Source organism: Octadecabacter sp. B2R22, from assembly GCF_018861045.1.
Classification (GTDB): Bacteria; Pseudomonadota; Alphaproteobacteria; order Rhodobacterales; family Rhodobacteraceae; genus Octadecabacter.
The window spans coordinates 155,464-168,754 of sequence record NZ_JAHKQJ010000005.1; the positions used below are offsets into that span (position 1 = coordinate 155,464).

Sequence of the window (13,291 nt, forward strand, 5' to 3'; positions counted from 1 at the left end):
CCCCAGATACAGTGTTCCCCTTCAATGCATCAAGCAGCAGCGCGTTTCAATCCCGCGCGCCACGTCAGGGTGTTATTCGAAACAGTCTGCGCGGCCATCCGCCCGTATCGTTGCGGCACCATCAACGATGCTCGAGGCACGTCTACGCACCGAGGATGACGGCTCTGACGCTGATCGAGTCTTGGGGCTTGGAAGGATCGCAGCCAATCGTGCGGCCTGTACCGGCGACAAATCTGCAGCCGTCACGCCAAAATAATGCACGGCGGCGGCCTCAACCCCGAACACGCCTTCGTCAAATTCGGCCACGTTCAGATAAACCTCAAGGATGCGCTGCTTGCTCCAGATCGCTTCGACCATGGGCGTCATCAACGCCTCGAGTGACTTACGAAACCACGACCGCCCGTGCCACAAATAAACGTTCTTTACGACCTGTTGGGAAATCGTAGAACCACCGCGACTGCCGCCCTCTGCCAAAGCTGCCTGAATCGCCCCAACGTCCAAGCCCCAATGTAGGCAAAAATTAGCATCCTCAGCGGCTACAGCAGACCGTGCCATCACCGGCGCAATGTCTTCCATTGCAACCCAGGTGTGGTTCACTCCACCGACGCGGCGGCTTTCGGAGAGCATGTAGGGAGTTGTTGGGGGATTCACGATCGTTAGGGCCGCCGTCACCACCACTGCCAATGCGATCATAATGAGGATGCCTCGAAATAAATATTTGAGAATACGTCGGACAAATAGCCGAGGCCTGTCACGAAGCCGCACGGCAGCCTTGCGCGTCGTTTTGGTTTTTCGGGTCTTTGTCGGTGTGCGGGCCATAACATCATTCATCGCAGCCAGAGGTCTAGGGTCAAGCTATTGCGTTACACAACGAACAATTTGTCACTACAAAGCACCTTTGCCTCGCGACCGTGCATCACGGGACGGGCAAACGTCCAAGCCGCGTCCGTAGTGCCTATCATTTCTGGGAACAATGCAGTCACTTCGTCATGAAGGTCGGAATCCTGGAGAATATACTCACCGGGATAGAAACTTTCGGTTGGAATGCCCTCTGCCAAAACAATCTCGTGCGCATCAAACATCATGTGATGGTAGTCGATGTGACGGCGTGGCGCTCGGTGGATGGTATCTGCATTCACCAAGTGAGCCGCTGCAACCAAGACTTCATCTTCACCAAAGTAGAGCTCAGCGCGCCATCCGGTCAAAAGAATTTTGTGCTGGGGCGACACCAGAAGTTCACGTTCGTTTCCGATCGCGCCAGCCGCAAAACGGATCGGCGCGCGCTTGTCCAACGCCGGTGTGCTGCGTGACCCGCGCCAGCGAACGGATTGCAATCCATTGTCCAACGTCCGCACAAGGTCACCGACCTGGATATCCTGAACGGCCGTCATCCCACGTTCTGTTTCGATGAGTGTGCCCGCGGCGAAACACGGCGGGCCGAGGTCACCCACATCCAGCGGCCCCTGACCAGAGACCCAAGTGCTTGACACAAATGTCCCGTTCTCAAGGACCTGCCCGTCCGTCGGCGTGAAGACCCGCTGGCCATTCGCAAGGTAAAACGTCGTACCCACATAGGTCACATTGCCCGTTCCCGGTACGTTGATCGTCACAGTGTCACCGGGATAGGAGGAGGAAACGTCACTCCCGTTGACACTGTCATTGTTGAACCTGTCGACGTCCCCATCATCGTTCTGGTCGATGAGATCGTAACTGACATGTGTCACAGAAGTACCGCCCGCCGGGGGATTGGCAGGATCGAACGTAAAGAACTGATCTGTGTAGGTCGTAGGCATAACAGCACCTGAAGATTTATGAACAATCACAAACTGACAGGGGAATTAGCCCGATTTCGGGAGCAATTAAGGTTACCCTAAGGTAAATTACGGTCAAAAGTGACCGAAACGTAAACTGAAGGTTAACGCAGAGTTTCATATTTTTAAGGGGTTTGGCGTTGTTTCCGTGTCAGCAACAATTGTCGCCAACACGGAAACAGCCAAATTCATCCGCCATCAATCATGGCGAAACCGTGCCCTATTCGGCGGGCACGGCCGTTTGTTCAAGGCTTAGCGGGGCAGGCAAATGGACCAGCATTTCTTTCGGACAAACCTGTACGAAGTTGCCTCGCTCAAGGTCCCAGTGTTGCAGAATATCGGCGGCCTTACGGCTTCCGGTCTGCTCTAGGTGCTGTTCAATCAAACCTTTCAACTGAGCTTCCCAGTGATCGACCGTAACGGGGCAGGTCACCAGTGTTTCCATGTTGATCAACGGATCCGACTGGCGTTCCGGATCGTACAGGTAAGCCATACCCCCTGTCATGCCAGCACCAAAGTTGGCCCCAATCGACCCAAGAATGACAGCGACGCCGCCTGTGGTGTATTCGCACCCGTTTGACCCGCAGCCCTCAATCACGACCTTCGCGCCAGAGTTTCGCACAGCAAAACGCTCACCAGCACGGCCCGCCGCGAACAGGTACCCGTCCGTTGCACCGTAAAGAACCGTGTTGCCGATAATCGTGTTGTCAGACGCAACCAATGGTGAGTTCATCGGTGGGCGCACGACAATCGTACCCCCAGACAGACCTTTGCCAACATAGTCATTAGCATCGCCGCTGACTTCCAGCTTCAATCCAGGTGCAGCGAAAGCTCCCAATGATTGACCGGCTGAGCCTTTCAGCTTCACAGTCAAATGGTCAGCCTGCAACGTGTTACGCATACCGAAATTCTTCACGATATGTGAAGACGTCCGCGTACCAATCGTGCGCAGGGTGTTCTGAACAGCATATTCCAACTGCATCTTCTCACCTTCCCCAAGGAAGCGCGCGGCATCCTTGACGATTTGCGCATCCAACGTATCCGGCACGGCATTGCGTGGCTTGTTGCGGTCGTAGACAATCTCTTTGGCGCCATCGACGGTGATCAACAGCGGGTTAAGGTCAAGATCATCAAGGTGCGCAGACCCGCGAGAAACCTGATCCAAAAGATCAGCACGACCGATGATTTCGTCCATCGAACGCGCGCCGATCTCGGCCAGAATTTCACGCACTTCTGTTGCATAGAACGTGATAAGGTTCACAACCTTATCTGCGTTGCCCGTGAACTTATCGCGCAAGGCTTCGTCCTGCGTGCACACGCCAACTGGGCATGTGTTGGACTGACACTGGCGAACCATAATACAGCCCATCGCGATCAGAGCGGCAGTACCGATACCGTATTCTTCGGCGCCCAACATCGCAGCCATAACAATGTCACGACCCGTGCGCAGGCCGCCATCTGTCCGCAAGGTTACGCGACCACGCAGGTTGTTCATTGCAAGAACCTGATGCGCTTCTGTCAAGCCCATCTCCCACGGAAGACCCGCGTATTTGATGGACGTCGCGGGGGACGCACCTGTACCGCCATTGTGACCTGAAATCAGGATCACATCGGCCTTCGCCTTGGCCACACCTGCCGCAATTGTGCCAACACCGCTGGATGCAACCAGCTTAACGGTCACTTTACAGCGCGGGTTGATCTGCTTGAGGTCGTAGATCAGCTGCGCCAAATCTTCGATCGAATAGATATCGTGGTGCGGTGGTGGTGAGATCAGAGTCACACCTTTGGTCGAGTGACGCAGACGCGCAATCAGGTCAGTGACCTTCATACCAGGCAGCTGACCACCCTCACCGGGCTTAGCGCCCTGTGCAACTTTGATTTCAAGCTCTTCGCACTGGTTCAGATACTCAGCAGTCACACCAAAACGGCCAGACGCAACCTGTTTGATCTTCGCAGACGGGTTGTCGCCGTTGGCCTCAGGCACGAAGTGTGCCGGATCTTCGCCACCCTCACCAGAGTCAGACTTCGCACCGATGCGGTTCATCGCCACGTTCAGGGTCTTATGTGCCTCGGGGCTAAGCGCACCAAGCGACATACCCGGAGTGACGAACCGCTTACGAATGCTCGTAATCGATTCAACCTCTTCAATCGGGATCTTTTTGCCCATCGGCTTAACAGCCAGCAGATCACGCAAATGGATCGGCGGGTTCGCCTTCATCGCGTTCGAATACTGTGTCCACAGCTCATAAGACGCGCGGTTACATGCCTGCTGCAACAGGTGCATTGTCTGCGCTTCCCATGCGTGCTTTTCGCCGCTGCGACGTGCTTTGTAAAAACCACCAATCGGCAGAACGTCAGATTCACCAAGCCAACCAGCTTTGTGAACGCCTTCGACTTTACGCTGAATGCCCGACACACCGATACCGGAAATCCGGCTGTGCATGCCTGGGAAATACTCTGCAACCATCGCGCGGGAGAGGCCCACAGCCTCGAAATTCAGGCCACCACGGTAGCTTGAGATGACGGAAATACCCATCTTTGCCATGATCTTGAGCAAGCCCTGATCAATCGCATTGCGATACCGCGACACGGCCTCGGTCAGTGTGCAATCCAGCAAACCGCGTTCAATCCGGTCATCCAAGGAATCTTCAGCGAGGTACGCGTTAACGACAGTCGCACCACAGCCAATCAAAACGGCGAAGTAATGCGGGTCGATACATTCGGCAGACCGCACGTTGAGCGATGTGAACGTGCGCAGACCTTTGCGTGTCAGCCAGCTGTGCACAGCCGACGTCGCGAGGATCATCGGCATCGGCACTTTGTTTTCGCCTTGGTGCTGGTCGGTCAAAGTCAGATGACCCGCGCCAGAACGTACGGCATCTTCTGCCTCGGCACGAATACGCGCCAGCGCATCGTTCAACCCACCTGCACTGCCATCCGCAGGGAAGGTGCAGTCGATCTCAACACATTTCGCATTGAACGCTGTTTGCAACGCATCCCACTGAGCATTGCCGACAAAGGGGCTGTCCAGAACGATGATCTCGGTCTGGCTGCTGTCTTCGTCCAGCACGTTCTTCAGGTTCCCAAACCGTGTCTTCAGGCTCATCACGCGGAATTCGCGCAAGCTGTCGATCGGAGGGTTGGTCACTTGGCTAAAGTTCTGGCGGAAGAAGTGGCTGAGCGGGCGATACTTTTCGGACAGAACGGCAGACGGCGTATCATCGCCCATAGACGCGAGCGCCTCTTTGGCATCCTCGGCCATTGGCGCAAGAATGTTTTCCAGTTCTTCAATAGTGTAACCCGCTGCGATCTGACGCTTGCGCAGCTCGCTACCTGAATAGATCGGAGCCTCGGTGACGGCGCCCAGTTCAGTGTCCAGTTCATTGATCTTACCGACCCAATCCCCAAACGGCAGAGCCTTCGCCATTTTATCCTTCAGCTCGACGTCATGGTAAAGTTCGCCTTTACCCATGTGAACGCCAATCATCTGCCCCGGACCAAGTGCGCCTTTTTCGACGACATTGGCTTCGTTGATCGGAACCATGCCGGCCTCGGAACCAGCGATCAGCAAACGATCTCCGGTCACGACATAACGCATCGGGCGCAAACCGTTGCGGTCAAGCCCAGCGCAAACCCAGCGACCGTCGGTCATGGCAAGCGCAGCAGGGCCGTCCCATGGCTCCATCACGGAGTTGCAGTAGGAATACATGTCACGCCAAGCTTCCGGCAGCTCAGTTGCTTGCTTGGACCAGCTTTCTGGCACAAGCATTGTCTTTGCCATCGGCGCAGACCGCCCAGCGCGGACCAGAACTTCGAATACGGAATCCAAAGCAGCGGAGTCAGATGAACCGCCAGAAATGATCGGCTTGATGTCCTCGGCCATATCGCCAAACGTCGATGACGCCATGCGAATTTCATGGCTCTTCATCCAGTTTACGTTGCCCTTAAGCGTATTGATCTCACCGTTGTGCGCCAACATGCGGAACGGTTGCGCCAACCACCACTGCGGGAAGGTGTTCGTAGAATACCGCTGGTGATAAATCGCAAACGCGGACTCGAAACGTTCGTCCATCAGGTCGGGATAAAACTCCGCAACCTGTTCAGCGAGCATCATGCCTTTGTAGATGATGCTGCGGCACGACAAAGACGCCAGATACAATTGACCAACGCCAGCCGCTGCTGCCGCTTTTTCGATACGACGGCGAATAACATAAAGCTCGCGCTCGAATGTTTCTTCGTCGACGCCTTTAGAGTTGGAGATCAGAATTTGTTCGATCTCGGGGCGGGTCGCATTGGCTTTCTCACCGAGGCAGGAAATGTCGACCGGAACGTGGCGCCAGCCATAGATGTAATAGCCCATCCGCAAGACTTCGGATTCAACGATCGTTCGACAGGTTTCCTGAGCACCAAAGTCGGTGCGCGGCAAGAACACCTGACCAACCGCCAGCAATTCATTCGCGCGAGGCTCATGACCTGTGCGTGAGACTTGATCGTAAAAGAACGGGACGGGGATCTGGACGTGAATGCCTGCACCATCGCCGGTCTTGCCATCAGCATCGACAGCACCACGGTGCCAAATTGCCTTCAGCGCCGAAATACCGTTTTCAACCACGGAACGCGATTTCTTACCGTCAATTGAGACAACCAAGCCTACACCGCAGTTGGCCTTTTCATCATCGTGGGAATACAGGCCATTTTCAGCCATGTAGTCGCGCTTTGCCTGTTCGGCTTCTGCCCATGCGTCATCATATTTGGTCATTTAATCACTCCTCGTGCGGCCCTTTGCGGGGTGGCATGTCTTAATTCTGGATGGGGCGTGTCGGCAGGTTCGATGCATCAAAGAATGACATTTCAACGCCGCAGCCAAATTTTGGATTTGTGGACAGGAAACCGGGTTCGTCAGGAAAGATGAATTCTACTGGCGTGTCGTCGCTATCGAAACGATCATCAGACGTGATGTAGCTGCTCTCACCCCCGATAAACATGTTCCATTCGTCGCTGACGTATTCGCGGCCTTCACTGCGCCAGGCAACGTCGCCAGCACTGTCGTAAGACGTCAGCGCATACTCCGTACCAAGCAGTGTAACCCCATCAATGACGATGGTTTCGCCGGTCAGTCGGTCCATGCCTTCGTAGCGGCTGTCGCCAATCTCTGCGCTTTCCGTGACGAAATCCCACGTATCAACACCGTTCGCGATCAGCTCATTAATATTCATCTGGTCAGACGCTTCGCTCAGCCGCTCCGTGTGGCCCGACCGTAAATGAAAGCTTTCCAACCATTCGGCCTGTGCATTGATGCGGCCGATGTAGGACATGCCTTCTTCGTCCAGCGTCGCGCGGCGCTGCTCCCCGTTGGTGTCTTCGCCGCAGCGGAAATAATGCGACACGGAACAGCTCTGGGACTGGATCGTTAGATAAGCCTCACAACCTGCAGGCATGGAAAACTGCTGTGCAGCCAGTGGGCTGGCGGCAAGAACGGCAATAGTAGTTGCTGTCTTCATCATCTGTTTACTCTCCATTTCAGCTGGGCTGACCAATCCTGCTTACGCGAAGGGCTGCTATTCAGCCGCCACTGACGCGCCTTGGCTGATGTACTCGATGATCGCGTCGGCCGCATCGCGCCCGTCTTTGATCGCCCAAACCACAAGGCTTGCACCACGAACGATATCGCCTGCTGCAAACACGCCATCGAGGCTCGTTTGCCCTGTGGTAAACTCCGCTTTAACAGTGCCCCAACGGGTCACTTCCAGCTCAGGAACGCCCCAAAGTGTCGGGATGTCTTCAGGTTCAAAACCAAGCGCCTGAACGACAAGATCTGCGTCCTCAACATAGTCGCTGCCTTCGATCAATTCGGGCATCTGACGGCCAGACGCATCTGGTGCACCAAGACGCATCTTTTGCACCATGACACCTTCAACGGCTGCGTCATCATTGGTTGTGAAACCCTTAGGGGCAGACAGCCAAACAAACTCCACACCTTCTTCTTCGGCGTTTTGCGTTTCCCGCTGAGAACCCGGCATGTTCGCCTTGTCGCGACGATAGAGACATTTCACGCTTTCAGCGCCTTGGCGGATCGCCGTGCGTACACAGTCCATCGCCGTGTCACCTCCACCGATGACGACAACTTTTTTGCCAGCCGCATTCAGCTCGCCGTTGTCAAACTCTTCAACGTCATCACCAAAGCTTTTGCGGTTGCTTGCGGTTAGATAATCGATGGCACGAACGATACCATCAGCTTCGGCATTCGGAGCCTGCAACGCACGGGTCTTGTAGACACCCGTCGCGATTAGAATCGCTTCGTGCTTGCCGCGAATGGCGTCAAAGCTCAGGTCTTCGCCAACATTACAGTTCATCACGAACTCAACGCCGCCATCTTCCAGCTGCGCCATGCGTTGCATGACAATGTCTTTTTCCAGTTTGAACCCGGGGATACCGTATGTCAGCAAGCCGCCCCCGCGGTCATAACGGTCATAGACGGTAACCTGCACACCCTGACGACGCAGGGCATCAGCCGCCGCAAGCCCACCTGGGCCGGCACCGATGATGCCAACGCTTTCACCGCGCTCAACACTTGGACGGATCGGCTTAACCCAACCCTTCTCAAAAGCAGTGTCGGTAATGTATTTTTCAACGGAACCGATTGTAACAGTACCGTGGCCTGACTGTTCAATAACGCAGTTGCCTTCGCAGAGACGATCTTGTGGGCAAATACGACCGCAGATTTCAGGGAACGTGTTGGTCGCCTGTGAAATATCATAGGCTTCTTCCAAACGCCCTTCGGCTGTCATGCGCAGCCAGTCTGGGATGTTGTTGTGAAGCGGGCAGTGAGATTGGCAATACGGCACGCCACACTGAGAACAGCGGCTCGCTTGTTCAGCGGCTTTGGCTGTCGCGTATTCTGCATAAATCTCTGAGAAGTCTTCTTTGCGTAGGTTTGGCGGGCGCTTTTCAGGCATATCCCGTTCCACATCGACAAATTTCAGCATCTTTTGACCAGCCACAGGACATTCTCCAAATCGAAAATTCGAACTGCCCTTCTAATGCGCTATGGCGGAAAAGAAAAGTCAGTATGGTTTACCTAATTGTCAATTATTTGCACCACACAACAGGGCATTGTCAACATCTTCGTGGATTTTAGGTCCGATACGGTTCTATCTATCCTCTTCCCCCGCGACTCCAGTGATTTACAAAGGCCAAAACGAATCAAAGGTTCTTATGCCCCTCCTCACTCTCCTGCTTGTCGCGCTCATCCAAGGAATCACGGAATTCCTACCGGTGTCTTCCTCTGGGCACCTTATTCTATTGCCGCAACTGACAGGGATGGCGGACCAAGGTCAGGTCATTGATGTCGCTGTTCATGTCGGCACGCTTTTCGCCGTCATCCTGTTTTTCTGGCAGGATGTCCGCTTGGCTCTTGCTGGTATCCCACGTGTGTTGCGCGGCAAAATCGACACCCAAGGCGCACGCTTGGCATTCGGCTTGGCCATCGCAACACTCCCCGTCATCGTCTTTGGGCTAATCCTGAAACTCACAGGGTGGGATGATGCCCTGCGCTCTATGACGGTCATCGGGTGGACCATGCTCATCTTTGGGATTGTTCTTTACTGGGCAGACCAAACAGGCCCAACAGACCTAGAAGCACCAGACTGGACCCCGCGCCGCGCGATCATCATGGGGCTCTGGCAAGCGATATCGCTGATCCCGGGCACATCACGATCCGGCATCACGATCACCGCTGCACGCTGGCTTGGCTTCAAACGAGAAGACGGTGCAAAACTGTCAATGCTGATGTCGATCCCAACTATCATTGCAGCTGGCACATTGGCGGGTGTGGAAGTTGCTGCAACGGCGGACGTTCAAGCCGCCAAAGACGGGGCCATCGCGGCTGTCTTGTCATTCTTGGCGGCGTTGGTCGCGCTTAGTCTAATGATGCGCTTGCTGCGCTCCGTAAGCTTCACACCTTACGTGATCTACCGCGTGCTTCTTGGCATTGCCCTACTGGCGATCGCCTACACCTAAACCTTAAGGTTCGCGGCGCTCTCTTTGATCGCGTCATACTGGCCAGACGGACGGAAGCGCCACAGGTAATCAGGCAGAATCGCTTCCAATGCGGTCGGTGTAATTCCCAAAGCGTCAAAGCCCTGAGCCCCCTCGGACACAACATTATCAATCTTCAGGCTTTCAACCTGATCCGCAGTAATCGGACCACGCACAAGGCCCAGCGACAAGAACCGCCCAACCTTAAATCCGAACGCCATGATCTTTGCGATCCCGAACGGAATATTCAGAACCAAACGACGACGGCGCACGACTTTCAACATCTGCCCCATCAGCTCACGGAAGGTGTTTACGTCAGGCCCGCCAAGCTCAAAAACGCCCTGTGCTTGCCCATCGACACCCATGACAGCAGCAGCTGCAACATCGTCAACATAAACAGTCTGGAACTTTGTCGACGCCCCGATAACAGGCAAAACTGGACCGAAACGTGACATGCCTGCAAAACGGTTAAAGAATCCATCTTCATGGCCAAACATGATGGACGGCCGCAAAATCATCGCGCTTGGCATGTTTTGCAGAACCGCAGCTTCGCCTTGAGCTTTGGTACGGCCATACTCGCTTGCACTGTTCTCATCCGCACCAATGGCAGAGATATGAACCATCGTGCCAACGCCATTTGCAGCCGCAAGGCGCGCAACACGCTCAGCGCCTTCAACGTGAACCGCATCAAATGTATTCTTGCCGATGTTGTCGAGCACGCCAACACAGTTCACGACCGCATCGGCACCTGTCATCACGGATGCCACCGAAGCATCATCGCGGATGTTGCAGAATACCGGCTCAACCTGACCAACTGCACCATAAGGCTTTACGAACATCGCTTCGTTCGGGCTGCGCACTGCGACGCGGACACGCCAGCCGTCTTTCGCCAAACGTCGCGCGATATAACGCCCAAGAAATCCGGATCCGCCGTAAATGGTGACAAGTTTGGACATGCTAATAGTTTCCTGCAGCTAGTGTTGCGCCACATTTACCGCCCTGCCCCTTGATAAACAAGGATCAACTGGACGAGTCTGCCGCTTCATTTTGCTGAAAATACCGATCAAAACCTTTCAAGCGGAAATCGCGGCCCGAATCTCGTTGACAGCCCAACGTCACGGGCTTAAACGCCCCTCTGTTATCTGTGCCCAGATGGCGGAATTGGTAGACGCGCCAGCTTCAGGTGCTGGTGTCTGTATGGACGTGGAGGTTCGAGTCCTCTTCTGGGCACCATTCTCTCCACATCAACGCAAGCGCGTGTTAGAGAGATCACATGACAAATCACCTTTACCAAAATGATTTACCAGACGGTCTCGACCTTGGTCCGGCTGTCGCGATTGATTGCGAAACTATGGGGTTGAACCCACATCGTGACCGACTTTGTTTGATCCAGATGAGCAGTGGAGACGGCGATTGCCACTTGGTCCAGGTCGCACCCGGTCAGACCCAAGCGCCGAACCTATGCAAAATGCTTGCCGACCCTGATGTGCTGAAGCTGTTCCACTACGGGCGCTTTGATATCGCCGCCATGGCGAATGCCTTTGGCACTGTGGCCGCGCCAATCTATTGCACCAAAATTGCAAGCAAACTTGTGCGCACCTACACGGATCGCCACGGGCTACGAAACCTTCTTCAGGACCTATTGCGCGTTGATATCTCCAAATTCCAACAACAGAGCGACTGGGGCGCTGCCGAACTCTCAAAAGCCCAGCTTGATTATGCGGCGTCGGATGTATTGTATCTGCACAAACTGCGGGACGAGCTGAACATTCGCCTCGACCGCGAAAGCCGAACAGAAATGGCGCAAGCCTGCTTTGACTTCCTTCCAATGCGTGCGCAACTCGATTTAGCGGGCTGGCACGAACAGGATATATTTGCACACTAATGGCACAATCTAAATTCATCGATACCGCACGCCGCGTCATCCGCGAAGAAGCAAACGCCCTGAATACCTTGGCGGATTCTTTGGGAACGTCGCTGTCCGACGCAGTTGATCTGATCCTGAATGCCAAGGGCCGTATCATCATTTCGGGCATCGGTAAGTCCGGCCACATCGCACGCAAAATCGCTGCAACTTTGGCCAGCACAGGAACCCCTGCGCATTTCGTTCACCCTGCCGAAGCATCCCACGGCGACCTAGGCATGGTGACACGTGGCGACGTGGTTTTGGCAATCTCCAATTCCGGCGAAGCGCCCGAACTTGCGAATCTCATCGCCTACACGCAGCGGTTCGGGATTCCGCTGATCGGGATCACAAGCCGGCCGGAAAGCTCGCTTGCGACCCAATCAGACATCGTCCTTCTGATGCCCAAGCTGCCCGAGGCCTGTGGAACAGGCGTCGTCCCAACGACGTCCACGACCATGACACTTGCGCTGGGCGATGCGCTCTCGGTTGCGATCATGCAGCACCGCGCGTTCAGCGCTGACAACTTTCGTGATTTCCACCCTGGCGGCAAACTGGGTGCGCAATTGTCGCGTGTTGGCGACTTGATGCACAAAGGCGATGCTGTTCCATTGGTCGGCGAAGACACCCCAATGAGCGATACATTGCTAACCATCAGCCAAAAGGGGTTCGGTGTGGTTGGCGTATTGGACGACGATGGTTATCTTTCAGGCATCGTGACCGACGGCGACTTGCGTCGGAACATGGCCGGACTTCTGGACCTAACTGCGGGCAAGGTCATGACCAAAGACCCCCGCACCATTGGAACAGCAGCTTTGGCCGAAGAAGCCGTGAATGTAATGAACACTAGCAACATCACATGTCTGTTTGTCGTCGACCCTGAGGGGTCGAACAGAGTGGCAGGCATATTGCACATTCACGACTGCCTGCGCGCTGGCATTGTGTAGATGGTCAACGACGACAATCTTTATTCCCAATTCGTCGGCATCCTTAAGATCACTTTGCCTTTGGCTGCCCTTGCTTTGATGTCGACGGTGTTCCTATTCGCCCGCGCACCCACACAAGACAGTGCGATTCCATACGCCGAAATTGAACAGCTCGCCCAAGAACCCCGCCTCTCTGGTGCGCAATTGTCGGGCGTGGCTGACGATGGCTCTGTTATTGAACTCACAGCAAGAACCACCCGCCCTAATGGAAGCACGATAGCGGCGGATAACATTCAAGCCTCGATTGAAACGGTAGACGGAACGCATATCGACATTCGCGCTGGCGGGGGCGAGATTGACAACGATGCGCGCATCGCGCGCCTGACGGGTTTGGCACATCTCGAAACGTCTAATGGCTACGAAATGGAAGCGCTCGGTTTTGTCGCGGAGCTTTCGACGGGGCGTATTGCATCTGATGGTAACATCGAGGGGCTTGCACCTTTTGGGTCATTATCTGCGGGCCAACTGGTCATCGAAACCCCAGAAGGAAGCACAGGCCAAGTGATGCTTTTCCAAAACGGTGTTCGGCTGATATATACGCCGCAACAATAGGA

Annotated in this window: 10 protein-coding genes and 1 tRNA gene; 5 read left to right on the forward strand and 6 right to left on the reverse strand. The window is 54.8% G+C overall.

All coding sequences use genetic code 11. The features are described 5' to 3' along the window. Positions 1-72 precede the first annotated feature (72 nt). The 5 genes from mtgA to KO486_RS03350 form a co-directional block, all read right to left on the reverse strand. Positions 73-819: a monofunctional biosynthetic peptidoglycan transglycosylase gene (gene mtgA / locus KO486_RS03330; RefSeq protein ID WP_216035823.1), complete on the reverse strand. Its 747-nt coding sequence runs from the start codon at positions 817-819 to the stop codon at positions 73-75. A gap of 44 nt (positions 820-863) precedes the next feature. After that, positions 864-1,793: a Hint domain-containing protein gene (locus tag KO486_RS03335; RefSeq protein ID WP_216035824.1), complete on the reverse strand. Its 930-nt coding sequence runs from the start codon at positions 1,791-1,793 to the stop codon at positions 864-866. A gap of 238 nt (positions 1,794-2,031) precedes the next feature. Then, positions 2,032-6,570, reverse strand: coding sequence for a glutamate synthase large subunit (gene gltB / locus KO486_RS03340; RefSeq protein WP_216035825.1), 4,539 nt, complete (start codon positions 6,568-6,570; stop codon positions 2,032-2,034). A gap of 40 nt (positions 6,571-6,610) precedes the next feature. Next, complete coding sequence (locus KO486_RS03345) at positions 6,611-7,315, reverse strand: hypothetical protein (protein ID WP_216035826.1); 705 nt, start codon at positions 7,313-7,315, stop codon at positions 6,611-6,613. A 54-nt stretch (positions 7,316-7,369) separates the two neighbouring features. Further along, positions 7,370-8,812: an NAD(P)-dependent oxidoreductase gene (locus KO486_RS03350; RefSeq protein WP_216035827.1), complete on the reverse strand. Its 1,443-nt coding sequence runs from the start codon at positions 8,810-8,812 to the stop codon at positions 7,370-7,372. 214 nt (positions 8,813-9,026) lie between these two features. Here KO486_RS03350 and KO486_RS03355 point away from each other — a divergent pair, with 214 nt between their 5' ends. After that, positions 9,027-9,830 (forward strand): undecaprenyl-diphosphate phosphatase, encoded by an 804-nt coding sequence (locus tag KO486_RS03355; protein ID WP_216035828.1) that lies wholly within the window; start codon positions 9,027-9,029, stop codon positions 9,828-9,830. On the opposite strand, the gene KO486_RS03360 is transcribed toward KO486_RS03355, so the two are convergent. Then, on the reverse strand, positions 9,827-10,804 hold the full coding sequence (locus KO486_RS03360; protein WP_216035829.1) for a complex I NDUFA9 subunit family protein: 978 nt from the start codon (positions 10,802-10,804) through the stop codon (positions 9,827-9,829). The genes KO486_RS03355 and KO486_RS03360 overlap by 4 nt on opposite strands. A 190-nt stretch (positions 10,805-10,994) precedes the next feature. Here KO486_RS03360 and KO486_RS03365 point away from each other — a divergent pair. From KO486_RS03365 to KO486_RS03380, 4 genes are all read left to right on the forward strand, one after another. After that, positions 10,995-11,081: transfer RNA gene (locus KO486_RS03365), tRNA-Leu, on the forward strand. A 40-nt stretch (positions 11,082-11,121) separates the two neighbouring features. Then, positions 11,122-11,733 carry a ribonuclease H-like domain-containing protein gene (locus KO486_RS03370; RefSeq protein WP_216035830.1) on the forward strand — a complete coding sequence of 204 codons (612 nt, stop codon included), beginning with the start codon at positions 11,122-11,124 and terminating at the stop codon, positions 11,731-11,733. Then, positions 11,733-12,698, forward strand: a complete 966-nt coding sequence (locus KO486_RS03375; protein WP_216035831.1) for a KpsF/GutQ family sugar-phosphate isomerase — start codon at positions 11,733-11,735, stop codon at positions 12,696-12,698. Before KO486_RS03370 ends, KO486_RS03375 begins: the two co-directional genes overlap by 1 nt. Further along, on the forward strand, positions 12,699-13,289 hold the full coding sequence (locus KO486_RS03380) for a hypothetical protein (RefSeq protein ID WP_216035832.1): 591 nt from the start codon (positions 12,699-12,701) through the stop codon (positions 13,287-13,289). It begins immediately after the preceding gene. The last annotated feature ends 2 nt before the right edge of the window (positions 13,290-13,291 follow it).

Excerpts from the sequence above, each read along its gene's own strand:
- mtgA (WP_216035823.1), bottom strand. The coding sequence starts at position 819 with ATGGCCCGCACACCGACAAAGACCCGAAAAACCAAAACGACGCGCAAG.
- KO486_RS03335 (WP_216035824.1), bottom strand. The coding sequence starts at position 1,793 with ATGCCTACGACCTACACAGATCAGTTCTTTACGTTCGATCCTGCCAAT.
- gltB (WP_216035825.1), bottom strand. The coding sequence starts at position 6,570 with ATGACCAAATATGATGACGCATGGGCAGAAGCCGAACAGGCAAAGCGC.
- KO486_RS03345 (WP_216035826.1), bottom strand. The coding sequence starts at position 7,315 with ATGATGAAGACAGCAACTACTATTGCCGTTCTTGCCGCCAGCCCACTG.
- KO486_RS03355 (WP_216035828.1), top strand. The coding sequence starts at position 9,027 with ATGCCCCTCCTCACTCTCCTGCTTGTCGCGCTCATCCAAGGAATCACG.
- KO486_RS03360 (WP_216035829.1), bottom strand. The coding sequence starts at position 10,804 with ATGTCCAAACTTGTCACCATTTACGGCGGATCCGGATTTCTTGGGCGT.
- KO486_RS03370 (WP_216035830.1), top strand. The coding sequence starts at position 11,122 with ATGACAAATCACCTTTACCAAAATGATTTACCAGACGGTCTCGACCTT.
- KO486_RS03375 (WP_216035831.1), top strand. The coding sequence starts at position 11,733 with ATGGCACAATCTAAATTCATCGATACCGCACGCCGCGTCATCCGCGAA.
- KO486_RS03380 (WP_216035832.1), top strand. The coding sequence starts at position 12,699 with ATGGTCAACGACGACAATCTTTATTCCCAATTCGTCGGCATCCTTAAG.